The sequence below is a fragment of the Streptomyces sp. NPDC050732 genome, from assembly GCF_040654255.1.
In the GTDB taxonomy this organism is placed as follows: Bacteria; Actinomycetota; Actinomycetes; order Streptomycetales; family Streptomycetaceae; genus Streptomyces.
On the sequence record NZ_JBFAHP010000011.1, the window covers coordinates 183,231 to 210,062 of the forward strand.

20 protein-coding genes are annotated in these 26,832 nt (G+C 73.8%); 5 read left to right on the forward strand and 15 right to left on the reverse strand.

Features of this window, described 5'->3' with window-relative positions:
- Positions 1-97: 97 nt before the first annotated feature.
- The 7 genes from AB0H82_RS12900 to AB0H82_RS12930 all read right to left on the reverse strand — a co-directional run bounded on the left by AB0H82_RS12900 (position 98) and on the right by AB0H82_RS12930 (position 8,989).
- Complete coding sequence (locus tag AB0H82_RS12900; protein ID WP_362991842.1) at positions 98-1,354, reverse strand: hypothetical protein; 1,257 nt, start codon at positions 1,352-1,354, stop codon at positions 98-100.
- 137 nt (positions 1,355-1,491) lie between these two features.
- Complete coding sequence (locus AB0H82_RS12905) at positions 1,492-2,802, reverse strand: M28 family metallopeptidase (RefSeq protein ID WP_362991844.1); 1,311 nt, start codon at positions 2,800-2,802, stop codon at positions 1,492-1,494.
- Between the two features lie 196 nt (positions 2,803-2,998).
- Positions 2,999-3,388 (reverse strand): D-ribose pyranase, encoded by a 390-nt coding sequence (rbsD, locus tag AB0H82_RS12910; RefSeq protein WP_362991846.1) that lies wholly within the window; start codon positions 3,386-3,388, stop codon positions 2,999-3,001.
- The gene (locus tag AB0H82_RS12915) at positions 3,385-4,335 is read right to left on the reverse strand and encodes a ribokinase (protein WP_362991848.1); all 951 of its coding nucleotides are present in this window, start codon (positions 4,333-4,335) and stop codon (positions 3,385-3,387) included. The genes rbsD and AB0H82_RS12915 overlap by 4 nt, the downstream gene beginning before the upstream one ends.
- Before the next feature lie 94 nt (positions 4,336-4,429).
- Positions 4,430-6,376: a substrate-binding domain-containing protein gene (locus AB0H82_RS12920; RefSeq protein WP_362991850.1), complete on the reverse strand. Its 1,947-nt coding sequence runs from the start codon at positions 6,374-6,376 to the stop codon at positions 4,430-4,432.
- Positions 6,366-7,898, reverse strand: a complete 1,533-nt coding sequence (locus tag AB0H82_RS12925) for a sugar ABC transporter ATP-binding protein (protein ID WP_362991852.1) — start codon at positions 7,896-7,898, stop codon at positions 6,366-6,368. Before AB0H82_RS12925 ends, AB0H82_RS12920 begins: the two co-directional genes overlap by 11 nt.
- Positions 7,895-8,989, reverse strand: a complete 1,095-nt coding sequence (locus AB0H82_RS12930; protein ID WP_362991854.1) for a LacI family DNA-binding transcriptional regulator — start codon at positions 8,987-8,989, stop codon at positions 7,895-7,897. The genes AB0H82_RS12925 and AB0H82_RS12930 overlap by 4 nt, the downstream gene beginning before the upstream one ends.
- A 264-nt stretch (positions 8,990-9,253) precedes the next feature.
- On the opposite strand from AB0H82_RS12930, the gene AB0H82_RS12935 reads away from it, so the two are divergent.
- Entirely contained in the window at positions 9,254-9,661 is a 408-nt protein-coding gene (locus AB0H82_RS12935) for a Pycsar system effector family protein (protein WP_362991857.1), read from the forward strand.
- A gap of 13 nt (positions 9,662-9,674) precedes the next feature.
- On the opposite strand, the gene AB0H82_RS12940 is transcribed toward AB0H82_RS12935, so the two are convergent.
- From AB0H82_RS12940 to AB0H82_RS12950, 3 genes are read right to left on the reverse strand one after another with little or no spacing between them, the layout of a single operon-like run.
- Positions 9,675-10,937, reverse strand: a complete 1,263-nt coding sequence (locus tag AB0H82_RS12940; protein ID WP_362991859.1) for a DUF1266 domain-containing protein — start codon at positions 10,935-10,937, stop codon at positions 9,675-9,677.
- Positions 10,938-10,996: 59 nt separating this feature from the next.
- Positions 10,997-12,298 carry a cytochrome P450 gene (locus AB0H82_RS12945; protein WP_362991861.1) on the reverse strand — a complete coding sequence of 434 codons (1,302 nt, stop codon included), beginning with the start codon at positions 12,296-12,298 and terminating at the stop codon, positions 10,997-10,999.
- Positions 12,295-13,137, reverse strand: a complete 843-nt coding sequence (locus tag AB0H82_RS12950) for an alpha/beta hydrolase (protein WP_362991863.1) — start codon at positions 13,135-13,137, stop codon at positions 12,295-12,297. The genes AB0H82_RS12945 and AB0H82_RS12950 overlap by 4 nt, the downstream gene beginning before the upstream one ends.
- Positions 13,138-13,338: 201 nt before the next feature.
- Between AB0H82_RS12950 and AB0H82_RS12955 the strand changes: the two genes are divergently transcribed.
- The 4 genes from AB0H82_RS12955 to AB0H82_RS12970 all read left to right on the forward strand — a co-directional run bounded on the left by AB0H82_RS12955 (position 13,339) and on the right by AB0H82_RS12970 (position 18,779).
- Positions 13,339-15,729: a GTPase-associated protein 1-related protein gene (locus AB0H82_RS12955; RefSeq protein ID WP_362991865.1), complete on the forward strand. Its 2,391-nt coding sequence runs from the start codon at positions 13,339-13,341 to the stop codon at positions 15,727-15,729.
- A gap of 104 nt (positions 15,730-15,833) precedes the next feature.
- Positions 15,834-16,493, forward strand: a complete 660-nt coding sequence (locus AB0H82_RS12960; RefSeq protein ID WP_362991895.1) for a tellurium resistance protein — start codon at positions 15,834-15,836, stop codon at positions 16,491-16,493.
- Complete coding sequence (locus AB0H82_RS12965) at positions 16,490-17,404, forward strand: protein phosphatase 2C domain-containing protein (RefSeq protein WP_362991867.1); 915 nt, start codon at positions 16,490-16,492, stop codon at positions 17,402-17,404. The genes AB0H82_RS12960 and AB0H82_RS12965 overlap by 4 nt, the downstream gene beginning before the upstream one ends.
- A gap of 25 nt (positions 17,405-17,429) precedes the next feature.
- Entirely contained in the window at positions 17,430-18,779 is a 1,350-nt protein-coding gene (locus tag AB0H82_RS12970) for a serine/threonine-protein kinase (protein ID WP_362991869.1), read from the forward strand.
- A 33-nt stretch (positions 18,780-18,812) separates the two neighbouring features.
- Here the strand turns inward: AB0H82_RS12970 and AB0H82_RS12975 are convergent, their stop codons facing one another.
- From AB0H82_RS12975 to AB0H82_RS12995, 5 genes are all read right to left on the reverse strand, one after another.
- Complete coding sequence (locus AB0H82_RS12975) at positions 18,813-20,927, reverse strand: hypothetical protein (protein WP_362991871.1); 2,115 nt, start codon at positions 20,925-20,927, stop codon at positions 18,813-18,815.
- 3 nt (positions 20,928-20,930) lie between these two features.
- Positions 20,931-21,428: a hypothetical protein gene (locus AB0H82_RS12980; RefSeq protein WP_362991873.1), complete on the reverse strand. Its 498-nt coding sequence runs from the start codon at positions 21,426-21,428 to the stop codon at positions 20,931-20,933.
- Entirely contained in the window at positions 21,425-22,996 is a 1,572-nt protein-coding gene (locus AB0H82_RS12985; protein ID WP_362991875.1) for a hypothetical protein, read from the reverse strand. Before AB0H82_RS12985 ends, AB0H82_RS12980 begins: the two co-directional genes overlap by 4 nt.
- Before the next feature lie 64 nt (positions 22,997-23,060).
- On the reverse strand, positions 23,061-25,076 hold the full coding sequence (locus tag AB0H82_RS12990) for an Hsp70 family protein (RefSeq protein WP_362991877.1): 2,016 nt from the start codon (positions 25,074-25,076) through the stop codon (positions 23,061-23,063).
- The coding region (locus AB0H82_RS12995) for an Hsp70 family protein (protein WP_362991879.1) at positions 25,073-26,832 on the reverse strand (1,760 nt) is incomplete at its 5' end. The genes AB0H82_RS12990 and AB0H82_RS12995, both read right to left, overlap by 4 nt.

Sequence of the window (26,832 nt, forward strand, 5' to 3'; positions counted from 1 at the left end):
CAGAAGCAGCCGCAGCAGTCGCAGTAGCCCTGGCCGTCCAGGCAGACGATCACCGGATCGTCCGGGCCGGCCGGACCGGCCGGACCGGTGAGCGCGCTCATGACGGGAGCTCGCCGGGCGGCGCCGGGACCGGCAGCGGCGGGAGCGACGCCTCGTAGGCGGGCTCGCCGAGTTCGAGGAGCCGGTACATCAACTTCCGGGTGTTGCGGGCGAACCGGCCCGGCTCGGACGAGATGCGCCGCCCGATCCGCTCGTACTCCGCGGCGGGGTACTCGGCCCGCGCGTAGGCGAGCTGCTCACCGAGCGGGTGCGCGGGCGAGAGGGCGGGCGCGGTCCTGGCCAGCTCGGCCGCGGGCGAATCGTGGTTGACGTCCGCTGCGGGGAAGCGGGCCAGCAGGACGGCCGCGCGAGTGAGCGTGGCGTACAGCGTGACGGAGCCGTGGTCGCCGATCACCCAGTCCGCGGCGATCAGCGGCACGCGCCAGTCGGTGTCCGGCGGCAGGACGACGATGCCCCGCCGTCGGGCTGCGGCCAGCCAGGACCGCACCTGCCAGTCGCCGTGCCCCGACCAGACGTTGGGGTGCACAAGGACCGCGACCAGGTGGCGGGCGGGGTCGAGCTCGGTCAGGAGCCGGGGCAGCAGGGCGTCCAGACGGTTGAACGACGAACCGAGGCCCCAGGTCGAGGAGACGAGGACCAGGCGCTGTCCGCGGCGCAGTCCCAGCGCCGCGCGGTACCGCCGCCGCAGCGGCAGGCTCGCCACCAGCCGGTCGTGGCAGGCGTCCCCCACGACCTCGCTGACGGGCAGGGCCTCAGGACACGTGCGGGCCAGGGTGGCGAGCTCCTCGCGGTGGGCGAGCGCCAGCGCCCTCGGCACCACCTTTCCGTGCCGCGTCAGATACTGCCGCCCCAGCTCGCCGACGGTCCGGGGCGCGCCCGGGTCGCGGTCGTCGGTGAGGCGGGACAGTTTGATGTGTCCCGCGCCGTGCGGCATCCGCAGCAGCGGGCCCCGCAGCCGGTGCACACCCTGGGAGCCGGCCGCGAGGACGAGGTCGAACTCCATGCGCAGCGCCGCCTCCCACGGCAGCACCGTGTCGCCCAGGGCGCGCAGCACGCGCTCCGCCCCGGCGTTGAAGGCGTGGGGTGCGATCGTGAAGTGGGTCTGGATCCGCAGGTCCGACTCCAGGAGCGGAAGCAGGTCCCGCAGCCGGCCGCCGTACACCTCGGTGTGCACGACGACCAGGACGCGCTTGCAGTCGGTCAGGGTCAGCCACTGCGTGTCGTGCCCGGATCCGGGGCGGACCCCGGACCCGGGTAACGGCTTCGTCGCGATGGCTCTGCTCTCAACCGCCATGGTGCCCCCCGGTGTTGTGTTCTCCTGATGGACAGGACGCTTCGGGTCGGGGGTGCCCCGGAGCGCGGGCGGAAAGCTTGCGCGAGGCTTGCGGGATCCTTGCAGTCAGTGCGTCAGTGCGTCAGAACGTCAGTGCGTCAGAACGTCAGCTTCCAGCTGTTGATGTAGCCCGTGTCCTGCGCGGCGACGTCCTGGACGCGCAGTTTCCAGGCGCCGTTGGCCGGCTCGCTGGACGCGTCGACCGTGTACGTCGCGATGACGTTGTCCGCCGAGTCGTTGCCGCTGGAGTTCTTCAGGCGGTACGCCGTGCCGTCGGGTGCGAGCAGGTCGACGACCACGTCGCCGCGCCAGGTGTGCCGGATGTCGACGTCGACCTTGAGCGTGGCCGGGGCGTTGCCGGTGCGGCCGGTCACGTCCACCGTGGAGGTCACCGCGGGGCCGTTGTCCGGGACGGCGACGTCCGTGGTGTTCTCGTACGCGTCGCCGGGCGGGACCGTGGTGCCGGCGCCGAGGGCCCAGACCGCGTGGGCGATGGCGTCGCTGTTGCGGTCCAGTGCCGTGTCGTTGATGTTCGACGTGGTGTCGCAGGACGAGTGGTAGCAGCGGTCGAAGGCCTGGCCCGCCGTGCCGCCCCACTTCTGCGCCTGGGCGCTGGACTTGGCGCGTTCGGCGCCGGTGAAGAGACCGCCGACCGGGATGCCGACGTTCATGAACGGGGCGTGGTCCGAGCGGCCGTCGCCCTGCGTCTCGATCTCCGTGGGGACGTTGAGGCCCGCGTAGAAGTCCTTGAACGTCTTCTCGATCGTGGGGTCGTCGTCGTAGACGAAGTAGCCCGGGTTCGGCGAACCGATCATGTCGAAGTTCAGATAGCCGCTGACCTTCGAACGGTCCGCGGCGGGCAGGTTGTTGACGTAGTAGCGCGAGCCGACCATGCCCAGCTCCTCGGCGCCCCACCAGGCGAACCGCAGATGCTTCGTCGGCTTGAGCTGTGCGCGCGAGACGGCGAGCGCGGTCTCCAGGACACCGGCCGAGCCGGAGCCGTTGTCGTTGATGCCGGGGCCCGACGAGACGCTGTCGAGGTGCGCGCCCGCCATCAGGACCTGGTTCGCGTCGCCGCCCGGCCAGTCGGCGATCAGGTTGTAGCCGGTGCCGCCGCTGGCGGTGAACTGCTGGATGCGGGTGGTGAAGCCGGCCGCGTCCAGCTTCGCCTTCACGTAGTCGAGGGAGGCCTTGTAGCCGGGGCGTCCGTGGGCGCGGTTGCCGCCGTTGGCCGAGGCTATGGACTGGAACTGGGAGAGGTGCGCCTTGACGTTGGCGAGCGGTATGTCGGGCGCCGCGAGCGAGGGCGCGGGGGCGGCGGGGGCGGCGATGGCGGGGGCGGCGGTGGCGAGCAGGCCGCCGATGGCCACGGTGGCGGCACCGACGGCCGCACGTCTGAAGAGTTTCATGTGGGGCTCCGTATTCCGAACAGCGAGAGGGACGGAACGTGCGAGGCGCCCCGCGACGCGGGTGCCGCGGGGCGCCTTTGGAGCTGTGCGTTGCCTGATGTTGAGGGTGCGACGACCCACCGTCAAGAGCGGAAACCGGTCACATTGCGGTCAGCCGCGTTCGCATTGCGGACAGCTCCGCGAAGGCCCGCCGGCCTCAGAAGAAGACTCCGCACCTCAGCAGCACATTCGCGTACGGCCGCGCCTCGCCGGTGCGGACCACCAGGCGAGCGGCGGCCGAGCGGCGCTTGAGTTCCTCGTGCGGGACGAGGTCGAGCGCAGGAAGGCGCTCCCGCAGCAGCCGCGCCGCCGCCGGATTCGCCTCCCGCACCTCGTCCGCCGCCGTCCCGCCCTCCACCACCAGCTCGGCGAGCAGCCCGTCGAGGACCTCCGCGAAGGACGGGACCCCGGCCCGGAAGGCCAGGTCCACCACGCGCGGGCCCGCCGGGATCGGCATGCCCGCGTCGCAGACGAGCACGGTGTGCCCGTGCCCCAACTCGGCGAGGGCGCCCGCGAGATGACGGTTCAGGATGCCCGACCTCTTCACCGGGACGGGACCTCCGGAACGGTCTCCGCGAGCTCCGAAGCGGTCGGGTACGCGTCCTGCGCCCCCTTGCGGGTGACCGCCGCCGCACCCACGCGTACCGCGTACGCCGCCGCCGTCGGCAGGTCCTCGCCGAGGCCCAGGCGCCAGCCGAGCGCCGCGGTGAAGGCGTCGCCCGCGCCCGTCGTGTCCACCGCGTCGACCTTCGGGCTCGGCACCCGCACGACGCCGGAACCGTCCGATCCGTCCGATCCGTCCGAGCCTTCCGCGGTCAGCGCGCCCTCAGCGCCGAGTGTGATCACCACCGAGCGGGGGCCGAGCGCGAGCAGCCCGCGCGCCCACTCCTCCGGAGTCTCGCCCGCCTCCTCCCCGAGGATGACGCGGGCCTCGTGCTCGTTCACGACCAGCGGGTCGCAGGCGGCAAGGACCTCCGCGGGCAGCGGGGCCGGCGGCGACGGGTTGAGGACGAAGCGGGTGCCGGGGCGCAGGGTGCGGACGACCTCGGCGACCGTGTCCAGGGGGATCTCCAGCTGGCTGGAGACCACCCGGGCCGCCGAGAGCAGGCTGCCCGCCGCGCGGACGTCCTCGGGGGTGAGCCGGGCGTTGGCGCCGGGGGACACCACGATGCTGTTGTCGCCCGACGGGTCGACCGTGATCAGGGCGACGCCGGTGGGCGCGCCGCCCACCAGGACGCCGACCGTGTCCACGCCGGCCGCGCGCTGCGCGTCGAGGAGCAGCACGCCGTGCGCGTCGTCGCCGACCCGGGCGAGCAGCGCGGTGCGGGCGCCGAGCCGGGCCGCGGCGACCGCCTGGTTGCCGCCCTTGCCGCCGGGGTGGACGGCCAGGTCGGAGCCGAGCACCGTCTCGCCGGGCGCGGGGCGCCGCTCCACGCCGACCACCAGATCGGCGTTGGCGGAGCCCACGACCAGCAGCTCGTAGTCGTCGTTCATGTGTGCTTGTTCCTGCTTTCGTACGATGAGGTGCCACTGAGACGGTACTCGCAGCGGCCGTACCGGCAGCCGCGGTACTCGGAGCGGCGGGCGGTCAGGAGAAGTCCTTCACGTTCTTCGCCGTGACGACCTTCACCGGGACCTTCACCGTCTCCTGGACCTTCTTGCCCTGCGTGGCCCGCACCGCGTTGCGCACCGCGATCTTCCCGAGCTCCTTGGGCTGCTGCGCCACGGACGCGTACAGCGTGCCCGCCTCGACCGCCTTGAGGCCGTCGGGCGTGCCGTCGAAGCCGACGACCGGGACGGACGAGCCCGCCTTGTCGCCGAGCGCCTTGACCGCGCCGAGCGCCATCTCGTCGTTCTCGGCGAAGACGCCGTTCACGCCCTTGTTGGACTGCAGCAGGTTCGTCATCACGTCCAGGCCCTTGGTGCGGTCGAAGTCCGCGGGCTGCTTGGCGACGACGTCGATGCCGGGGTACGCCTTGATGCCCTCGGCGAAGCCCTGTCCGCGCTCGCGGCTCGCGGAGGTGCCGGGCGTGCCCTGGAGGACGACGACCTTGCCCTTGCCGCCGAGCTTCTCGGCGAGCGTCTTCGCCGCCAGCCTGCCGCCCGCGACGTTGTCGGAGGCGACGAGCGTCGCGGTCTGCGCCTTGTTCACCCCGCGGTCGGCCGCGACCACCGGGATGTCCTGCTTGTTGGCGCCGCGCACGGCGGGGCCGACCGCGTCGGAGTCCACCGGGTTGACAATGATCGACTTCACGCCCTCGCCGGTGAAGTTCTGCAGCTGGTTGGCCTGCTGGGAGGCGTCGTTCTGGGCGTCGGTGACCGTCAGGTCGATGCCCGCCTTCTCGGCCTCGGCCTGCGCGCCCTCCTTCATCTGCACGAAGAAGGGGTTGTTGAGGGTGGACAGCGACATGCCGATCTTCGTGCTCGTGCCCGAGGAGCCCGAGTCGAAGAAGGAGACCGCGCCGACGACGGCCGCCACGACCACGGCGGCGACCGCGTACTTCACCGCCTGCGGCCCCTTGCCGCGGATGCCCCCGGCCGCCCCCGACGAGGCGCCCGGCGTGGCCCCGGCCCGCCGCCGCAGCGTGTCCAGGAGGACCGCGAGCGCGATGACGACACCGATCACGACCTGCTGCCAGAACGCCGACACGGAGAGGAGGTTGAGCCCGTTGCGCAGCACCGCCAGGATCAGCGCGCCGATCAGCGTCCCGGACGCCTTGCCGACGCCGCCCGCGAGGCTCGCGCCGCCGATGACGACGGCGGCGATCGCGTCGAGCTCGTAACCCTGCGCGGCCTGCGGCTGCGCGGAGACGAGGCGCGACGCGAGGACGATGCCCGCGACGGCCGCGAACAGGCCGGAGAGCGCGTAGATGACGAGCTTCTGCCGCTTGACGCGCAGGCCGGACAGGCGCGCGGCCTCTTCGTTGCCGCCGATCGCGTACATGGAGCGGCCGATGAACGTACGCCCGAGGACGACGGCCGTCACGAGCCCCATCACGACCATCACGATCACCGGGACCGGCAGCCAGCCGCCCACCGTGTCACCGAGGTGCGAGACCGATTCGGGGAACGCGATCGGGCTGCCCTGCGAGATCACCAGGGAGAGGCCGCGGGCCACCGACAGCATCGCGAGCGTCGCGATGAACGGCGGGAGCTTCCCGTACGAGACGAGCAGGCCGTTGACGAATCCGCAGGCCATGCCGGTCGCCACGGCGAGGACCACCGCGAGCCAGACCGGCAGCCCCTCCGAGGTCGCCGTCCAGGCGAGGACGGTGGCCGAGAGCGCGGCCACCGAGCCGACCGACAGGTCGATGCCCGCCGAGACGATCACGAACGTGACGCCGAACGCGAGGATCGCGGTCACCGCGGCCTGCACGCCCACGTTGAGCAGGTTCTGAGTGGTGAGGAAGTCGCCGGACAGCAGCGACATCGCCACGACCAGGACGATCAGGGCGCTCAGCGCGCCGTTGTCGAGCAGGACGCGGCGGAGCGAGGCCGCGCCACCCGCGTCGCGCTTCAGGGTTTCAGTGGCCACGGGAGCCCTCCGCTTCTTCTTCGTTCCGTACCGCCGCGGTGCCGACGGCGAGCGCCATCACCGCGTCCTGGGTGGCCTCTTCGGCCGTGAGCTCGCCGGCGATCCGGCCCTGCGCCATGACGAGGACCCGGTCGCTCATGCCGAGCACTTCGGGCAGATCGCTGGAGATCATCAGCACCGCGTGCCCGGCGGCCGTCAGTTCGTTGATGAGCTGGTAGATCTCGACCTTCGCGCCCACGTCGATGCCGCGCGTCGGCTCGTCGAGGATGAGCACCTTCACGTCGGCGAGCAGCCACTTGCCGATGACGACCTTCTGCTGGTTCCCGCCGGACAGGGTGCGGACGTGCTGGCCGAGCCCGGCCATCCGTACGCCCAGCTGTTCGGCGATCCGCGCGGCGTCCCGCTGCTGCCGCTTGAGGTCCACGAGCCCGGCACGGGTCGCCGAACGCAGCGTCACCAGGCCGAGGTTCTCCCGCACCGACGCGTCGAGGAGGAGCCCCTGCCCCTTGCGGTCCTCGGGGACCAGGCCGATGCCCGCGCCCATCGCCGCGTTCACGTCGTGCCGGGGCAGCCGCTCGCCGCGCACGTCGACGGACCCGGCGTCGTAGGGGTCCGCGCCGAACACGGCCCGCGCCACCTCGGTGCGGCCCGCGCCCACCAGACCCGCGAGGCCGACGACCTCACCGGCCCGCACCTCGAAGCTGACGTCGTGGAAGACGCCGTCGCGAGTGAGGCCCTCGACGGACAGCAACGGCGGCCCCGTGTCCGGGCGTTCGCGCGGATACTGCTGCTCGATGCTGCGGCCCACCATGAGGCGTACGAGCTCGTCCTCGTCGGTCGACGCGGGCACCTGGTCGACGCTGCGGCCGTCGCGCAGGACGGTGACGCGGTCGCCGAGGGCCGCGATCTCCTCCAGGTGGTGGGTGATGAAGACGATGCCGACACCGTCCTCGCGCAGCGTGCGCACGATCCGGAAGAGCTTGTCGACCTCCTCGGAGGTGAGGACGGCCGTGGGCTCGTCCATGATGAGCACGCGCGCGTCCAGGCTCAGCGCCTTGGCGATCTCGACCATCTGCAGCCGGGCGATGCCCAGTTCGCGCACCTTGGCGCGCGGCGACACCTGCACGCCGACCCGCTGGAGCAGCTCCTCGGCGTCGGCCTCCATCTTCTTCCGGTCGACGAGGCCGAAGCGGCGCGGCTGCCGCCCGAGGAAGATGTTCTCGGCGACGGTCAGGTCGGGGACGAGGTTGAACTCCTGGTAGATGGTGGCGATGCCGAGCCGTTCGGCGTCCTGCGCGCCGTTGATGCGCACCTCGCGCCCCTCGGTGAAGATGCGCCCGCTGTCGGGCCGGTAGGCGCCGGAGAGCATCTTGATGAGGGTGCTCTTGCCCGCGCCGTTCTCGCCGAGCAGGACGTGCACCTCGCCGCGGCGCAGATCGAAGTCGACGGAGTCCAGGGCGACGACGCCGGGGAACGTCTTGCGGATGCCTTCGATGCGCAGCAACTCGCTCTGGTCGCTCACGGGTTGCTCCTTCGAAATCGTACGGAAGTGTCCTCACCGGCACCGCCACCGCCACCGCCACCGCCACCGGTGTCCGCGTCGGTGCCCTCACCGCAGGACCGGCGGACGACGAGGCGGGCGGGCAGGGTCACGGACTGCGGGCTCCTGCCCTCGATCCGGTCGACCAGCGCGCGCACGGCGGCCCGGCCGAGGTCGGCGGTCGGCTGGGCGATCGCGGTGACCGGCGGGTCGGTGTGCACGAACCACGGGATGTCGTCGAAGGCCGCGAGCCCGATGTCGTGCGGGACGCGCAGGCCGTGCGCGCGGATCGCGTCGAGGGCGCCGAGCGCCATCAGGTTGTCGGCGGCGAAGACGACGTCGGGCGGCTCGGGCAGGGCGAGGAAGCGTTCGGTGGCGCGCCGCCCGCTGTCGGCCTGGAAGTCGCCCTGCCCGATGTACGCGTCGGGCAGCGCGGTGCCGTGCTCGCGCAGCGCGTCCCGGAAGGCCTCGACGCGCTCGCTGCCGGTCGTGGTGGCGGCCGGGCCCGCGATGATGGCGAGCCTGCGGTGGCCGAGCCCGTGCAGGTGGGCGACGAGGTCGCGGACGGCCTGCCGTCCGTCGGAGCGCACGACGGGGACGTCGGCGCCCACGCCGGGGATCCACCGGTCCACGAAGACCATCGGGGTGCCGGCCCGCACGGCGTCGAGCATCAGCGGCGAGCCGCCGTCGGTGGGCGACACGAGCAGCCCGTCGATGCGCCGGTCGAGCAGGGTCCGCACGTGGTGGTCCTGGAGCTCGGGCCGTTCGTCGGCGTTGCCGATGATCACGCTGTAGCCGAGCGCGCGGGCCGCCTCCTCGACGGAGCGGGCCAGCTCGGTGAAGTACGGGTTGAGCACGTCGCTGATGACCAGGCCGAGGGTGCGGGTCTGGTCGGTGCGCAGGGACCGGGCGACGGCGTTGGGCCGGTACCCGAGCGCCTCGACGGCGGCGACGACCCGGGCGCGGGACGCGGGGCTGACGGAGGGGTGACTGTTCAGGACGCGCGACACGGTGGCAACGGACACACCGGCCTCGGCCGCGACGTCCTTGATGCTCACCGAACTCGGGGTCATCGTCGGTCCACCTCCTTGTGGAATCGATTACACGGAGGATTGGAAACGATTACACGGGGCTGTGACAAGGGGGGAGGTGGCGCTGGGGCGCCAGTGAGACCCGATCGTGATGTGGCGGGGACGTCCCCGGGCTGGGGAGGTCGACCGGGTGGCCGATGCGGACCCTTGCGGAGCACGCATGGCGTCGGACGGTTGGGACGTCAGGGTTTCCCACAGGAACGAGGCATCGCCATGGCTACCCGCATACAGGAGGAGACGGCCGTCGTGCGCTCCGAGCTGCAGAGCGCCAACACGCAGGCTTCGGTCGTTCTCGCCGGCCTTGCTGTCGCTGTCGCCGCCTTCGCCGGCCACGCGAGGGACCTGTTTCACCAGCCGTGGCCGGTTGTGGTTCTCGCAGCCGTCGGCAGTGGCGCGGCCGCGGCCGCGGCCTGGTCGCTCCTGGGTGTCGTTCTTCCCCGCCTCGACGCTTCGGGCCGAGGCAGCTTCCTGACGTGGTCGGAATGCGACAGGGCCGAGTTGCGTGATGCGCTCGCCGCCGACTACGGACTGGACGAGCTCCGCGTCCTCTCTCGTATCGCCGTGGCCAAGTACAAGGGCCTGAAGAGGTCCGGGCGCCTGATCAAGGCAGGACTGGCGCTGCTGACCGCGGCTGCGGTCTTGAGCGCGCTGTGACAGGGACGGGCGGCTACGCCCGCTGGAACGGCACCGTCAGCCAAGGGCTGTCCGGGTCCGTCGTCAGGGCGCGGTGGGCGCGCAGCACGTCCGTGTACCAGGAGCCGAACGTCTCCTCGTCGAAGTGGAGGCAGCGGCCAAGGACATAGCCCGCGGAGAACGTGTCCCAGGAGGAGTACGCGGCGCGCGCGGCGTCGGGGGCCCGTTCCAGGGCCTTGATCAGCTCCGCGTGGGTGGCGTACCGGGCGCCGCGCCCCCAGCGGGCCACCTTCGAGGCGCGGCCGATGTCCCAGGCCGCGACGGTGGCGACGTGACCGTCGGGCGGCAGGAGCCCGTCGGCGCGGAAGCGGGCCTCGTAGCGGAGCACCTTGCCGACCAGGCCGCGCAGGTGCGCGACGAACTGGTCCAGTTCGGCGTCCTCGCCGGGGCGGTGCGGTTCGTCGGGGCCGCCGGTCTCCACCGCCCGGTGGCGCAGCGTCGCCTCCACCTCGTCGCGCCAGAGCTCAGGGTCGACGCGGGGCCCGTGCCGCCGGACCAGGGCGGTGCGGGCGTCGAGGACGAAGTCCCAGTACCAGGGGCTCACTTCACGGGTGAGCAGCCGCTCCTGGAGGGACAGCCAGTCGTCGCGGTCGTGCACGCCCCACCACTCCGCCAGCCGGCCGAGCTCGTTGTGGTACCCCGCGCCGTGCCAGTCGACGGTGTTCCAGGCGTCGCCGTTGGTGAAGCACAGGTGGGCGCCGCACGCCAGGCCGTGCAGGAGCGCGCTGCCGGGCGCGGGCGTCCTCGTGCGACGGGTGTCGACGCGGTTCGCGAGGCCGTCGGAGCGGTGGTGCTTGTCGTGCAGGTCCGACCAGACCGCCCGCTCGTCGTCGGTGGTGAGATAGAACTGCTGGCACGGCGTCGCCGCGTTCACGACGAGGAAGTCGACGTCGTCCGGGCAGCCGACGGCGAGCGAGTCCAGCGTGACGTACTCGTAGACGACCGAGGGATGCGGGCGGGGCAGCACGCCCGCCGTGTAGACCTGCGCGACCTTCCTGCCGTCCGGCAGGTCGACGGTGAGCAACGGGCTCTCGGTGTCGGCGCGTTCGGTCCCGGTGGCCGGGACCGGGCGGTACAGGCCCTCGACGGCCAGCGCCCGCAAGTAGCCGTAGGCGTCGTCCGCCTCGCACAGCTCGTGCAGGTGCTGCTCCAGGTCGGCCGGCGCCTGCCAGGGGCTGCCGTCCGCCGGTGCGGGGAAGTCGGGGAAGACCTCGTCGTGGAGCTCGTCGTCGTGCATGGGCGTGCTTCTCCGCTCGGGTCCGCTCGGGCGCTGCGCTGGTTTCGCGATCTTGCACCTTACGCGGGCGCCGCCAGGCGCAGCGACTTCAGACCGTTGATGAAGTGCGAGACCAGCCGGCGCGGCGGTGCCGCGAGCCGCAGGTGCGGCAGGGCGCGGACCGACTCCTCGTGGAACACGCGCAGTTGGAGCCGGGCGAAGTGCGCGCCGAGGCAGACGTGCGGGCCGTCGCCGAACGCCACGTGCGGGTTGGGCGCGCGCGACAGGTCGAGGCGGTGCGGGTCGGTGAAGACGCGCTCGTCGTGGTGGGCGGACGCGTGGAAGACGACGACCTTGTCCCCGGCCGCGATGCGTGTCCCCGCCAGCTCGGTGTCGCGGGCCGCCGTGCGCCGGAAGCTGAGCACCGGCGGGTGGGCGCGCAGCAGTTCCTCCACAGCGGTGGCGGCGGTGACCGTGCCGGCCCGCAGCCGCGCGTACTCGCCGGGGCTCTCCGCGAGCGCCAGCAGCCCGCCGGGCGCCGCGCTGCGCACGGTGTCGTTGCCCGCGACGGTGAGGAGGAAGAAGAACATCTCCAGCTCGGCGGCGGTGAGTTCGGGGTCGTGGGCGAGCGTGGTCAGGACGTCGTCGCCGGGCTGCTCGCGTTTGTGCGCGGCCAGCGTCCGGGCGTACGCGAACATGTCGCGCAGCATCGCGGGCGAACGGGGGTTGACGGGCTCCCCGTCGGGTCCGAGCACGGGCGGCGCCGCCTCGTCCGGGTCCTGGTAGCCGATGACGCGCTGGGTCCAGCGCAGCAGCAGGCCGCGGTCGGACGCCGGGACGCCGAGCAGGTCGGCGAGGTTGAGCAGGGCGAACTCGTCGGTGACGGCGGTGACGACGTCGAAGGTGCCGTTGCCGTCACGGGCGCCCGCCACGGCGGCCGCGAGGAGCGTCCGGGCGCGCTCGCGCACCCGCGCCTCGAAGCGCTCGATCCGGCGCGGCGTGAACGCGCGGCTGACCAGCCTGCGCAGCCGGCCGTGGTCGGCGGGGCCCGCATCGCCCGGCGCGGCGGGATCCTGGTTGAGCATCATGCGCCGGATGAACGGCAGGTCGTCCGGGGCGGGATCGCGGATCTGGGTGGCGCCCAGATGCGAGGAGTACGTCGCCGGGTCCTTCAGGACGCGTACGACGTCCGCGTGCCGGGTGACCGCCCAGAACCCCGGGCCCGCGGGCCAGCCGAGCACCGCGGGCTCCTCCTGCCGGGCCACGGGGTGGTGGTCGCGCAGCACGCGGTAGCGGTCGTGGGGGACGCCTTCGGCGTACAGGCGGGGGTCGAAGACGTCGGGCACGGGCGGCGTCGTCGCGGGCGCGTCGCGCACGCTCACGCGCCACCGCCGTGGCCGTCGCCGCCGTCCCGGGTGCCGTCCAGGTCCGCGGTGCCGCCCGCGTCGGCGTCGCCCTCCGCGCGCAGGAAGTCCTCCACCGTGCGGATCAGTTCGAGGGGCACCTCGTCCATCGCGTAGTGCCCGGCCCCCGGCAGCTCCGCGAGCTCGCCGTGCGGGTACGAGCGCAGCCATGTGCGGCGCATGAGGTCCGCCGACAGGGCGGGATCGAGGGCCCCGGTGACGGCGAGCGCGGCCACGGGCGAACCGTCGACCTCGGTGTGGAAGTCGTCGTTCGCCCACGAGTCCAGCCAGGCGCGGAACGCCTTCGCGTCGCTGACCTCCAGGGAGCGCCGCACCATCCGGTCGAGCCAGGCCCGCGGACGTACGCCACCCGTGGTGATGTCGAGGATGGCGCGGCGGTTCTCCGGGGTGTGCGCGGCCGACGCGAACAACTCCCACTGCTCCGGCGGGAGTTGAAGGCCGTTCGCGGGCACGGGCGACACCCCGACGAGGCGGCGCACCCGGTGCGGGGCCGCGGCCAGGACGCGCTGGGCGACGCTGCCGCCCATGGAGTGCCCGATCAGCGAGAACCGCTCCCAGCCGAGCCCGTCGGCCAGGTCGAGGACGTCGGCGGCGCCCTCGCCCGTGGTGTACGCGCCGACGGCGTCCCGCGCCTCGCCGTACCCGCGCAGGTCCACCACCGCGTACTGGAACGCCGCGCCGTCCAGGTCCGCGAGCACCGGCCCGTACGCCGACCGGTCGGCGAACCAGCCGTGGACCGCGATCACCTTGTGCGGGCCTTCGCCGAGCAGGGTGTGGGGGAGCAGGAAGGGAGGCACAGCGACTCCGATCGCCGGGGAAGGTCCCGGACGGCACCGGTCGGTGCGGGACCGTGACCACGGTGTCCCCAACCGCGATGCCGCGCAAGGGCGCGCGCCGGTGCGCCCGGTGTTCGACCAGGTACGAGTGGCCCGCCGGGGGACAGGAGGCAACTTGGCGGACGGCCTGCGGGGCGGTGCCGCCGTTGGTCAGAATGTGGCATGGCCATCCGCCGCCTCAGCTACCGGCTCGGTCAGGAGCCGGACACCGGAACACTCCTTCTTGTCCCCGACGCGCACGACGACCCCTGTGAGGACGCGAACGCGCTGCGTGCCGTCGTCACGCGCGTCATAGGCGCCGGGACCGAGCTGAGCTACAGCCTGCTCCCGGACGGCGGCCGGCTGCTGTGCGCCGCCCTCCCCGGCCGGCGCGTGGAAGCGCTGCACCTGAGCGCCGACACCCCGGGGCCCGGGCCCGTGTGGCCGATCGACACCTGGCGCTCCGCGGAGTGGGAGACGGACGCCGACGACACGCTCGGCGCCGGGTTCGTCGAGTCCGAACTGCCCGTGCCCGATGCGCACTTCGACCGCGAGCTCCTCGTCACGTTCGCCCGGGCGCGCGCCGACCGCGTCGCGCCCTTCCTCGCCGACGTGCGCCGGCTCTTCGAGGACCCCGCGGGACGGCAGATCGTCCTCGTGGAGGACGACTCCGAGACCGTCGCCCGCTGGATCGCGCTCGCCTGCGCCTCACTGCCCGAGGAGTACGTCGCCGCACTCACGTTCACCACCTGGACCGCCGACCCGCGCCGGGCCCCGCAGCAGATCATCGGCACCGGCCCCGACACGGCGTTCGACCGCTCCGACGACGCCACGGTCGAGTACCTGTACCGCGTGCACGACGGCACGGGCGGGCCGGAGAGCCCGCCCGCCGAGCCCGACGCCTGGGCCCGGCTGACCGCCGAGCGGTGGCTCGCCGGGAACCCGCCGCGCCCCGCCCCCGGAGCGGCCGCACGGCCGGAGGGCCCCTTCGCGCTCATCCCGCTGATCTGCGGAGGAAGCGCCGGAGGAAGCGCCGGAGCGGCGGGCCTCGCCGGCACGGACACCCCCTCCGGCACCCTCTCCGGCGCCGAACTCGCCGGGCTCGGCGGCGACTCCCTGCGCGCCGTCATCGACGCCTTCACCCAGAGCGTGACCAGGGGAGAGGCCGAACCCCGCACCCTCGACGAACTCGACCGGCTCTGCCGGGGACTCGACGGCGACCAGGCCCTCGCCGCCCGGCCCCTCGCCCTCGCCCTCGTCAAACACCGCCTCGACGCGTCCCGCGGCCGCGGCACCCTGCCCGACCTGGCCTCCTTCGAGGGACTGCCGCTCGGCCAGGAGGCCTGGCGGGAACTGCGCGAGGAGTACGGCGGCCGCGCCGACGACGCCCTGCGCGCCAGGCTCCGCGACCCCATGTCCACCTGGACGGAGCCGCTGCGGCTCGCCCTCGCCGTGGGAGCCGACGGCGGCGCAGGCCTCGCCAAGGCCATGGACCGCCTCGCGGACGCCCTGCTCCACCCCGAACGGCGCGACTGCCCGCAGGCCGTCCAGGTCCTGACCGAACTCGACAGCGTCGCCTTCACCCGCCGCGTCCTGCGGCTGCTCATCGCGGACTTCACCGAACGCAAACTGGACCGCCTGCGGGCCCTCGCCGACTCCCCCCAGGGCGACTGGCTGCGACGCAACATCGACGACGCGCCGCTCACCGTCCGCCTCGCCGCGGCCGCCGCCCACTGGAGCGGCCCACCGGACCGGCTGCGCGGCGCCGAACTCTTCGAGCGGCTCACCGAACTCCTCGCCGGACAGCGGGTCGAGGACACCAGGACCCTGCGCCTCCTCTGGCGCATCGTGTGGCGCAACGACCCGCCGGACCGCGCCGAACAGCCCCGGGTGGCCCGCACCTGCACCCCCCGCCTGATCGTCGAGGCGGACCTCGGCCGCCGCGTCATGGGCTGGCTCAAGGAGCCCGACCGCTGCGACCTCGAACTGGTCGAGTTCGCACGGGCTATGCGCGAGGACGGCAAGCTGGGCGCCCAGGACCGCGACACCGCCGACCTCCTCGTGACCGCCCAGGACCTCGCCGACGGGCGGCTCGCCGTGACCAGGGAGTCCGCCGGCCGCCTCCGGGAGCTCGGCAGGAAGGTGCCGCCGCTCGGCACGGTCCTGCGGCAGGGGGTCGACGAGCGGGTGGGCCGCGCCCTCGCCGGGGCCAACCCGCTCGACGTGTGCGAGCACGGACTGCAGATCCTCGTCGCCGCGGGCCCCGACCTGCTGCGGTCCTACCGCGCGCACCTCATCGACGAGCGGACCCGCGACCGTCTCGTACGCGAACTGCCCGGCAGACCGGCCGAGTTGGCCGCGTACTACCACCTCTGGCGGCCCCGGCGGCGGCACGGCGTCAGCGCGGACTGGCGCGACACCGCCGCCGAACTGCTCGACCGGGCCCTCGCGCCCGTCCTCGCGCACCTCGACCACCATCACCTCGGGCAGGTGGCCACCGTCCTCCAGCGGGAGGGCCAGGACGTACAGGAATGGACGGCATGGCGTCACCGGGTCGCCCAGGAACAGAGCTGATGACCGCCCCTCGGCAGCAGAGCTGAGCACCTGCCGAAACCCACGAAAGGACCAGTGTGAGCGACACCAGCGAGACCGTCGTCGACAACTTCCCCGGCGGCAGCATGGCGAGCCGCCCCGTGCACTTCATCTGGATGCTCGACTGCTCGGGCTCCATGGGGGTGAACGGCAAGATCGGCGAGCTGAACTTCGCCATCCGCGAAGCCATCCCCGAAATGCAGCAGGCCGCCCAGTCCAACCCCGCCGCGTCCCTCCTCGTGCGCGCCATCACCTTCGCGAGCGGCGCCAGCTGGCATGTCGGCGATGCCACCCCGGTCGACCGGTTCACCTGGGAGGACGTGCACATCTACGGCGGCACGGACATGGGCGCCGCGTTCAAGCTGGCGGCCGGCGCGCTGCAGACCCCGCCGATGCCGCAGCGCGCCCTGCCGCCCGTCCTCGCGCTCGCCTCCGACGGACAGCCCACCGACGACTGGCGGGCCGGACTGCGCGCCATCGACGCCACACCGTGGGGCAAGCGGGCCGTCCGCGTCGCGGTGGCCATCGGCGACGACGCCGACAAGAGCATGCTCAAGGAGTTCCTCGGCAACCCCGAACTGGAGCCCCTGCAGGCGAAGAACCCGCGCCAGCTCGCCGCCGCCATCCGCTGGATGTCCACCGCGGTCGTCAAGGACGCCTCCACCCCCAAGGTCGACGACGGCGCGAAGCCCGCGACGCCGCTCGACGTGCCGTCGCTGACCAAGGGCGAAGACGACATCTGGTGACCGGACCGGAGACGAAGACCGGGCCGGAGCCAGAGCCGGCGGTGGGGCCCTGGGCGCTGCTCAGCGGCGCGGTCAAGGGCGTGGCGAAGAAGTACAGCCAGGACCGCGGCGCCGCCCTGCCCGTGGCCGGGGGCCGCGCGGCCGTCCTCGCGGTCGCCGACGGGCACGGCAGCGCCGCGCACTTCCGCAGCGACCTCGGCGCGTACTGGGCGGTCGAGGAGTTCACCCGGTGCGCGGAGGCCTTCGCGCGCGAGGCCGCACGCGTCGGCGACGACGCGGCGGGGTGGCCCGTGCTGCGCGAGGAGGCCCGGCGGCTGCCGCAGCAGGTCGGGCACCGCTGGCGCGAGCGCGCCGTCCTGTACGACAGCAACTCGCCCGCCCACGGCGCCCGGCGGCTAGCGGCACAGGGCCGGGCCGGTCGCGGCGGACGCCCGCAGGCCCCGGACCTCGCCGCGTACGGCAGCACCCTCATCGGCGCCGTACTGACCGAACACACCCTGTTCTGCTGGCAGTTGGGGGACGGCGACATCGTGCTCGTCGACGACCGCGGTGTCCCGCACACCCCGCTCTCCACCGGACCCGACATGGGAGACGAGACCGACTCGCTCTGCGAGCCGGAGCCCTGGCGCAAGATGCGGTCGCACTGGCAGCCCTTCACCGGCGGCGCGCCGCCGTGCGTGCTGCTCTCCACCGACGGGCTCTCCAAGAGCTTCGCCGACCACCAGGGATTCCTGGACTTCGCCACCGGCCTCGGCGACCGCGCCGCGGAACAGGGCGTGGCGGCGGTGCAGGCCCAGCTCCCGGACTGGCTCGGGCGGGCCGCCAAGTATTCCGGGGACGACACCACCCTCGTGGGCGCCATAGCGGTGCCCCCACAGCGCACCGACGAACTGCAAGGGCAGCAGCCTTGAGGACAGAGAGAGGAGCAGGAACAGAATGGTGAACGGCATGCTCGCCGCCGGGAAGACCCTGGTGGCCGAGTCGGGGGAGAAGCTCAAGGTCGCCGACCTCTTCGGCTCCGGCGGCCAGGGCGAGGTCTACCGCGTCCGGACGGCCACCGGGGACCGCGCGGTCAAGTGGTACTACCCCCAGCTGGCGGACGCCCGCCAGCGGGAGATCCTCGAAGGGCTCATCGCCAAGGGCTGGGACGACCCCCGCTTCCTGTGGCCCCGCTCCCTCGTCATGGACCCCGAGGGCAAGCAGCCCGGCTTCGGCTACCTCATGGACGTACGGCCCGCGCGCTTCTGCGACCTGCCCGCGCTCTTCCGCCGCGACCCCTCGGTGGCGTCCGCGACGATGCGCACCCTGGTGACGGTGGCGCTGCACACCGTCGAGGCCTACCGCGCCCTGCACTCCCGCGGCATCGCCTACCGCGACATCAACTGGGGCAACATCTTCTTCGACCCGCGCACCGGCGACGTTCTGATCTGCGACAACGACAACGCCGTCGTGGAGGGCGCCGAGGCGGCCGTCGCGGGCACCATGGACTTCATGGCGCCCGAGCTGGTCCGCGGCGACAAGGGCAAGGAGCCCGGCACCCAGACCGACCTGCACTCCCTGGCCGTGTTGCTCTTCCTGCTCCTGATGAACGACCACCCGTTCAACGGCGCCCTCGCCCTGAACATCCGCTGCATGGACGAGGCCGCCAAACGCCGCCTGTACGGCACCGACCCGGTCTTCGTCTACGACCCGGCCGACACCCGCAACCGCCCGGTGCCCGGCGAGCAGCCGACCGTCGTGGCGACGTGGGGCGCGCTGCCGCAGATCCTGCGCGACCTGTTCGTCCACACGTTCACCACGGGCCTGAACAACCCCACGCAGCGGGTGCGCGAGACGGTGTGGCGCGACGCGCTCAGCCAGGTCCTCGACGCCATCACCCAGTGCGGCGCCTGCGGCAAGCAGAACCTCACCCAGCCCGACGGCGCGCCCCCCAACTGCTGGAAGTGCCGCACCACCCTGACGCTGCCGCCCCGCCTCGAACTGGTCACCGGCACGGGTTCGCTCCGCACCCGGCGCGGCATCCGCCTCGCCCCGAGCGCCCGCGTCTACGCCCACCACCTGCGCGACGACCCCGACCGCCACGACTTCTCCGCCGTGGTCGGCGAGGTCACCGAACACCCCCAGCAGCGCGGCCGCTTCGGCCTCACCAACCGGACCAGGTCCGTCTGGACGGCCCGCAAGGACGACGGCACGGTACGGGACGTCGACCCCGGCAAGACCATCGCTCTCCGCTCGGGCCTCCTCATCGAGTTCGGGGGCGGGACGGAGGCGGTGGTGAAGGAGTGAGGCGGAAGGAGTGAGGCGGTCCCGCCTCCCTCATCAGGGGCGTCGGCGGGGCCAGCGCCGGCGCCACCACGTGGTCCAGCGGGACAGGGCGGGCGGCGGCGGGGGCGGCGGTGGCGGCGGGGGAGCCGCGGGCAGGGTGGCGCTGGCCGGGGCAGGGGGGATCGCCACCGCGTCGGGCCGGGGGAGCGGGGTCACCGTGACGGTGCACTCCGCCGCCGTGACGGGGAGGACGACGGGGTGTCCGGCGCGGTGGGTGCTGCGCGCGACGCGCCGTTCTCCGCCCCGCCGCCCGTCGGTCCACGCCGCGCGCACCAGGACCGCCGGCTCCGGCCAGTCGAAGTGCAGCTCGGCGCGGTCGGCGGCGACCCTCCGTACCCTCAACCCGCCGATGCGCGCCGGGTGTTCGATGATGACGCTGGGGCCCGACACCGCCCGCTCGCCCAGGACGCTCACCGCCGTGACCCTGACCCGCTGCTCGGGCGCGGGCGCCAGCTCGACGTGCGACTCGGCGCCCACCGCGGTCGCCGGGATCCGGTCCAAGAGCCCCACGACGTCGGAGACGTCCGTGCCCGGCTCGACGGGGCCCGCCGTCCACGGCAGGAGCAGGCCGTCACCGAGTGCGGGCGGCCGCCAGGCGACGGTCACCCGCTCGCTGTCCGGGTGCCGCCGCACGGTGAGCTCCTCCACCGGTGACGGCCACTGCTCGGCGCGGGCGGTGACGGTCACACCGCGGGACCAGACGAGGCCGCCGTCCGGATCGCGGTAGCCGCAGCGCACTTCGTACGTGTACGTGCCCGGGGCGAGCGGCACGTCGAGCGCCCGGTCGTGCTCGCACGGCACCCGCACCAAGGACGACGCGCCCCAGCCGCCGGTGTCCTCCCCGGTTCCCGACCGCGTCACCCGCACCTCGGCCGCGGCCGGGTCGGGCCGCCACCGCAGCCGCACCCCGCCCGGCACGACGTCGGCGCGCGGCTCCGTCACCACCGGGGTGAGCAGCACCGGGGCGGTCGCGCGCGGCACGCCGGCGAGGCGGTCCCCGCGCAGCGGGACGACGGCGTACCGCAGGGGCCGGCCGACGGGCGCGTCCCCGTCGACGGAGTTGAGGCCGGTCTCGCCCGGCGCCGTCTCGACGGCCAGGTCCGGGGCCCCTTCGGGGAAGCGGAGCACGCGGTACGAGACGTCGCCGAGGCGGCTGCCGCGCTCGGGCCCGCACCAGGACAGGCGTACGGCACGGTCGTCGGTCACGGCCGTCACCCGTGCATCCGCCGGGGTGAAGGGGTCGTCGGCGAGATGCGCGGCGACGCGCAGCAGGCCCGCCTGGGCCCGCGGGTCGTCCCTGGCCAGGCGGAGCGCGCCGAGCCAGGTGTCGGCGGCCGTCCGCAGTGCGCCGGTGGCCTCCGCGGTGGCGGCATCGGCGGCGAGCCGCCCGACCTCGGCGGCCCGCGCGCGGACGCCGTCGACGAGTGCGGTCAGGCGGTGGTCGGCCGGCCCGTCGGGGTACTCAGACGCGTGCGGGAGCCGCGCCACGAGCCGCTCCGCCTCGCGCAGCCGCACGCCGGGCCACACGTCGTTGAGGGTCTCGGCGGCATGCCGGGCGGGACCGGTCGCGGGGAACCCGGCGGCGACGGCCGAGGCGAGCGGCCCCGCCTCGCTGCGGTGCACGCCGAGGGCGACGGCGTCGGCCTCGCCGGGCCGCTCGCCGCCGTCCCTGAGGAGGCAGCACACCTCCCACAGGACTAGGCGCCGCAGCCCCATCGCGTCGTCCCGCACCAGGGTCTCCAGCGTGTCCATCACGGCCGCCGCGGTGTCGGCGCGCGGATCCGACGAGGACAGCCACCGGCCGCGTGCCCGCCGGACGAAGGGCAGGTCGACGCGGTGCCAGAGACCGCCGCGGCCCGGGAACCAGAGCCCGTCGAGGACGCGGAAGCCGTCGTCCGCACGGGCCTTGGGGAGCGTGCCGAAGACGGCGTCGTGCGCGGGGGCGGGGGTCGGTGCGCGCAGGACGTCCGCCGCGTGCCGAAAGCTCAACTGGCGCAGGGCGTCGTGTAGTTGGGTGTAGCCGCGCAGGCCGGGGCAGCGGGGCAGGACGGGCAGCGGCGGGCGTGCGCCGCTCGCCTTCGGGTGCTCACCGGGACGCAGGACCGCCATGGCTCAGCCGCCGGGCGCGGTGTAGAAGTAGACGCGGACCACCGCGGATTCCGCGGGCTTGCCGAGGCTGTGGTAGTCGTCCGTCGCCGTCTTCTCGGTGAACATCTCCGGTCGGGCCTTGCCGAGCAGGCCGTTGACGCGGTGGGCGTAGGCCGTGCCGTTCGAACTGCCGCCGAAGGTGAGGACGAGCGCGGCCTCGCGCCCCGCCCACTTGCGGGTGTCCTTCCTGATCTGCTCGACGAGGTCGCCCTTGTTCCGGCCCGCCACCTCGAACTCCCGGGGGTGGCGGTCCACCGCGCGCGGGCCCGTCGGGGTGGGGGTGGCCGAGCCGCTCTTCGACGGGCGGGGCCCGGGACGGTCGTCGGCCTGGGGGTCGGGCCGGTCGGCCATCGACACCAGCGCGAGCACGAGCAGCAGGTCGGCGAAGAGCCACCCCGCGAGCACCACGACCCCGGGCCGGCCGCCGCGCCGCCGCCGCGGGGCCCGGCCGCCTCGGCTCACGCGGCGCCCCCGTCCCGCGGCCCCGGCGGCGGCAGGCGCGTCGTCGGCGGATCGAGCGGCGCGTCCGGCGACGTATCCGATGACGGCTCCAGCGGCGGGTCCAGCGGTGTGTCGAGGGGCGTGTCGAGGGACGGACTCGGCGCCGGCACCGAACTGCCCTCTCCGGAGCGGTGGTTGGCGTACGCCGCGTCGGGCGAGCGGCTCCCGCCGTTCACGGAACCGCCGTTGCTGCCGTAGCCCCCTCCACCCGCGCCGTACGCCCCGTCGCCTCCGCCATAGGCCGCTTCACCCGCGCCGTGCGTCCCGTCGCTCCTGCCGTGTGCCGCGCCGCCCGCGCCGTACGCCCCGTCGCTCCCGCCGTGTGCCGCGCCGCCCCCGCCGTACGTCCCGGCGCCCGCCCCGTACGTCCCGCCCCGCGGCGACAGCGGAGGCAGTGCGCCCGCCAGCGTGTCCATGCGGGCGTCGAGGCGGGCGGCGGCGTCCTGCCAGTGGGCCGCCGCAGCGTCCCAGCGCTCCGTGGCCTCGCGCATGCCGTCCACCGCGTCGCCCGTGCGCCCGGTGCTCGTCACCAGGGCCTGCGAGGCCAGCTCGGTCGCCTTCGCCACCGACTCGGACTTGGTGACGAGCGACTGCTGGGCCGCGACCAGGGCCTTGAGGGACGCCTCGACCGTGTCGCCCGCCGCCTTGACGTGGTCGGCGATCCCGCGGGCCGCGAGCGCGTTGGCCCGGCCCGCCTTGGCGGTCTCCTCCGTGCCGGTGCGCAGCGTGGTGTTGATGCGGTCCGCCGCGTCGCCGAGTTTCGGCACCTCCTTCGTGAGGGACTGCGCCGCCTGCTTGAGCGCGTCGGTGGCCTGGCTGACCGACGCCGTGGCGCCGGTGAGCGCGTTGTGGCTCCGCTCCGCCCTGGTCGTCAGCTGCTGCATCTTCAGGGCGGCCTTCGTCAGCTCCGCGGTGAACTGCTGCGGCGACGCGCTGCGGTGCGAAGCGAGCAGCATCTGCGTGCGCGTGAGCACCGACGCCAGCTCCGCGAGCAGCCGGTCCTCCGCCGCCTCCCGCGCGTCGTCGGCACGCTCGGAGCGCAGCCGCACGCGCGCGTGCCACCCGGAGAGCCCCACGAGCAGGGCGATCAGGAGGACCGCCATCAGGGCCACGTTCTCGAAGCGCCCGAGCGACGAGAGGTGCCCGCCGAAGCCGGACTGCCACAGCTGCAGGAAGGGGCGCGTGGACTGCTCGGGGTCTTCATCGGCGAGCTCCCCGTACGCGCGCACGGCCTCCCGGAGGCCGAACCAGGTGATCAGGAGTGGTACGAAGACGAGCACCCCGAGGGCCGCCTCCAGCAGCCGGTCGTGCCGCCCCGGCCGCCGGTCGGGGGAGACCCGGACGCTCTCCGGGCGTACATAGGCCTGGACGAGGTCGATCTCCGCCCACCGGTCGAGCTGGTTGTCGGAGCTCAAGTCCTGGTGCAGCACGGTCAGTTCGGCCGATCGCGGCGCGAGCGCGGGCAGCACCGCCAGCCGCCGCAACTCCTTGACGACCAAGGCTTTGTCGAGCAGTTGTGCGGGCGTCAAACGGAACCCTCCCTGACTTGCGGACCTGGCCTGCGGCGTGCTTGTGGAGTGTCTGCGGAGCGCTTCACGTGGGCGGATCGAGGGGTCTCTGCCCGAGGACGTCCCCCCTGCCGCGCCGGTTCCTGCCGTCACGGTTCAACCGCCGCATCAGCGCGTCCGCATCGGCGCGTTCAGGATCCCACGTGAGGCACTTCCCGAGGGCCTCTATCGCCTCATCCCGCGCACCGCGCCGGTCCAGTTCCACGGCGTGCCGGAAGGTGCGTTCGGCGAGCAGGCCGCGTACGCGCACGTTCGTCGGGTCGTGGTTGTACGCGCAGTTGAGCCACCGCTCGGCGTCGGCGAAGTGCTCGGGCGCCATGTCCGCCATCGCGGCCGCGCAGTGCACGTCGATCATCGCGTCCAGCATGTCGGCGCCGGTCGGCCTGGTCGCCGCGTCCTGCCACGCGAGGTGCGCGGCCTGCACCGCGTGGTCGTACCGGCCGAGCGACAGGAGGGCCCGGGCGCGGGCGAGCCGGCGCCGCGACACGTGGTCGAGGGCCGGTCCGGAGGCGGGCCCGGCGGCCGGGAGCGGAGGCCGGGCCGTCGCGGGGGGCGGGGCGGTGTCGGGGGCGGGCGGTTCGGGGGTGGAGGGTTCGGGGTCGGGGGGCGGTGGGGAAGGGCGGTCCAGGCCGTCGAGGAGCTCCCGCGCCTCGGCGATGATCCCGCGCAGCAGTGCGGCGGCCTCCGTCTGTCGCCCCTGCCGGACGAGCAGCCGCGCCTGTCCCATGTCGCGGGGAGCGTGGACCTCGCGTACGGCACCCGGGTCGCTTACGTGACCGCCTATGGGACCTGTGTCACGTACGGCCCCCGCGTCACGTACGGCCCCCGGCTCACCCGGGAGCCGCGGGTCCGCGGGAGGGTCCGGCTCCGGCCCCCGTTCCTCAAGACCCACCAGTGTCGCCGTGAGCGGCGGCGCGTCGGAGAGGGTGTCCTGGGCCGAGCCGGACGGTTCCAGCGGGCCCTCCTCCAGGGCGGCGGGGCCGGCGGACGCCGCGCCGCCCGCGAGGCGCACCGCGTGCTTCAGGGCGCCGAGCGCGAGGAGTTCGGGCGGCGCCTGCACGCTCTGCCCGCCGAGCCCCGCGACCCGCGAACGCACCTGCTCCATCCGGGTGTTGCCGCCCACGAGCAGCAGCGTGTCCACGTCCGCCGACGTCATCCCGGACTGGTCGAGCAGCGCCTGGGCCCGGTCGAGGGTGCGCCCCACGTGCCGGTCCAGATACGCGTCGAGGTCGGGCCGCGCGAACCGTACCCAGAGCGGTGGCCCGGCGCCCAGCTCCAGGTCGAGCACCGCCGCCTCCGGGCCGCCCGGCACGCCGAGCGCCTCCCGTGCCTCCTGCCCGCGCGCGCGAAGCCCCTGCCACACGGCCGCGTCGACCCCGGTGACCGAGGCCGCGCCACGGTCTCTGCGCAGCAGCCGCACCGCCGTCGACAGCGTCTCCGCGTCGAACGCGCGCCCTCCCGATGTCGCGCCGCCCTCGTAGCCGAGGGAGCGGAAGTGGCCGCGGACACTGCGGATCAGACCGAGCTCGTACCCCTCGTACCCCATGCCGTAGACCAGGCACGTCCCGCTGTCCCGGTCCGTCATGTGGCCGATGACCGCGGCCATGGAGTCGCTGACGAGCCGCGTCGGGTCGAGGCCCGCCTCGCGCGCCGCGTCCCGCAGCGCCGCCCGCTGCGCCGAGCCGAAGCGCGCGGGCACACTGATCACGGTCTGGGCCACGCGCCCCGGCGCCGCCGCCTCCACCCGCTCCCGTACGGACCGGAGCAGGCGCACCACGATCCGGTCGGCGTCGACCGGCTTGCCCCCGATGTGCACCGGACGTCCGCTGCCCAGGCGGCTCTTGAGGCTCGGGAAGGTCACGGGCAGCTCGCCCACGTCGGCCGGTTCGCACAGCAGCCACGGCCCGTCGCCCCACTCCGCGTCGAGCCGCCGCCCCGGCCCGTTCGGCAGCGCGTGGAGCGCGCGGATGCCCGTGGCGCCGAAGTCGATGCCGAGGCTGACGGGGGCCGCCGCCCCCGCCGCAGGCCGTGCCTGTGTCATCCGCCTGCCGTCTCTTCGGCGAACCGCAGGATGCCCTCGTAGTCCGGCCTGTCGGGCAGCGTCGGCACGGCCCGTTCGGACTGGGCGACCGCCACCAGGTTCACGAGGTTGCGGGCCTGCTGGGCGGTGCCGACGCTGTTGCCCTGCCGGTGGGCCTGTTTGACGTACTCGACTGCTTCGTTGATCTGCCGGACCGTCTCCGGAGGCGCGCCCTCGGAGGCGAGCTCGGCCTGCCGGAACTGGCTGGCCAGACCGCACTGCCGGTACATGTCGTCGAGGAGCAGCTCGGTGAGCCGCTTGTACTCGCCGCTGTCGCCCATCGCGACCGCCCGCTGCGCCTGCTCGATGTCGCGGCGCACCTTCATCGCCTGCACCGGTTCGATGTAGGGCCCGTACCGCTTCAGGAAGTGGTCGGCCTCCCGCTCGGCGTAGCCCAGCTGTTCGCGCAGCACCGCGCTGTCCAGCTCCTCGACGGGCTCGGGCGGCGGGGTGCGCGGCTTCTCCCGGCTCGGAGTGGCCTCGTGGACCATGTCCGTGCCGCGCACCGAGATCTTCACCGTGATGATGCGGTCCGCCGAGTAGTTGAAGGAGACGTCCACCTGGCGGTTGACCTCGATCTCCTGCGGCAGCTCGAACTCGACGACGCCCTGCTCGTGGTTCTCGCTCGCCACCTTGCTGTCGCCCTCGTAGACCGGCACGCGGATGCGGCGGCTGTCGGTGGCGTGGAACGTGCGCCGGCGCGGCTCGGAGAGCGGATAGGGCGAGCCGGCCTCGATGATCTCGACGAACACGTCGCGCTGGCTGCCCTTGATCGCGGCGATGCCCATCGCCATCGGCGTCGACTCGTACAGCCCCGTGTCGCCCTTGGACCGCCCGTCGGCCAGGCTGCGGCCGCAGGCTCCGCAGGCGTCCGCGCCGTACTCGTTGACCTTGGCGCACTCCGCGTCCGAGCACTCGACGCCGCGCAGCGTCTCGGCGAGCACGCCCGCGCCGAAGGCGACGCACTCCATCGGGTTGATGTTCCTGCGGACCTTGTCCGCGCCGAAGAACGCCTCGACCGCCTCGTACACCGGGCGGGTGAGCGTGCCGCCGCCGACGAGCAGGACGTCGGAGATGTCGTCGGTGGAGAGTTCGTAGCGGGCCAGGGACTCCTGGACCAGGTCCATGGTGCGGGCCACCAGCGGCGCGATCATGCCCTGGAACTCGGCGCGCGTCAGCTTCATCTCGACGTCGAGGACACCGTTCTCGCTGCGGTACGCCGCCGGGATCACGATGTACGCCTCGGGCATGTCGTTCAGCTCACGCTTGGCGCGCTCGGCGGCCTTCTTCGCCTGGAACAGGAAGCCCTTGTCCCCGGTGGGATCCACATGGTGCTCCTCCCGCATCCACGCGATGATCCGCTCCACGATCGCCAGGTCGAAGTCGTCGCCGCCCAGCCAGATGTCCCCGGCCGCCCGCAGGACCTGGAACTGGCTCCGGCCCTCCTGGTCCTTGACCGTGTTGAGGATCGAGATGTCGAAGGTGCCGCCGCCCAGGTCGTAGACGAGGACCCGGCTGCGTGCCCCGCCCGGCTTGTGCAGGCCGAAGGCGACCGCGGCCGCCGTCGGCTCGTCGACGATCTTCTTCACCACCAGGCCCGCCTTCTCCGCGGCCTCGCGCGGGGCCGCCCGCTGCGCGTCCCGGAAGTAGGCGGGCACGGTGATCACGGCGTGCGTCACGGGCTCGCCGAGGACCCGCGAGGCGTCCCTGACCAGCC

Coding starts and splice junctions, on each gene's coding strand:
- AB0H82_RS12940 (WP_362991859.1), bottom strand. CDS start 10,937: ATGCACGACGACGAGCTCCACGACGAGGTCTTCCCCGACTTCCCCGCA.
- AB0H82_RS12975 (WP_362991871.1), bottom strand. CDS start 20,927: ATGGCGGTCCTGCGTCCCGGTGAGCACCCGAAGGCGAGCGGCGCACGC.
- AB0H82_RS12960 (WP_362991895.1), top strand. CDS start 15,834: ATGGCGAGCCGCCCCGTGCACTTCATCTGGATGCTCGACTGCTCGGGC.
- AB0H82_RS12930 (WP_362991854.1), bottom strand. CDS start 8,989: ATGACCCCGAGTTCGGTGAGCATCAAGGACGTCGCGGCCGAGGCCGGT.
- AB0H82_RS12905 (WP_362991844.1), bottom strand. CDS start 2,802: ATGAAACTCTTCAGACGTGCGGCCGTCGGTGCCGCCACCGTGGCCATC.
- AB0H82_RS12900 (WP_362991842.1), bottom strand. CDS start 1,354: ATGGCGGTTGAGAGCAGAGCCATCGCGACGAAGCCGTTACCCGGGTCC.
- AB0H82_RS12970 (WP_362991869.1), top strand. CDS start 17,430: ATGGTGAACGGCATGCTCGCCGCCGGGAAGACCCTGGTGGCCGAGTCG.
- AB0H82_RS12915 (WP_362991848.1), bottom strand. CDS start 4,335: ATGAACGACGACTACGAGCTGCTGGTCGTGGGCTCCGCCAACGCCGAT.
- AB0H82_RS12990 (WP_362991877.1), bottom strand. CDS start 25,076: ATGACACAGGCACGGCCTGCGGCGGGGGCGGCGGCCCCCGTCAGCCTC.
- AB0H82_RS12955 (WP_362991865.1), top strand. CDS start 13,339: ATGGCCATCCGCCGCCTCAGCTACCGGCTCGGTCAGGAGCCGGACACC.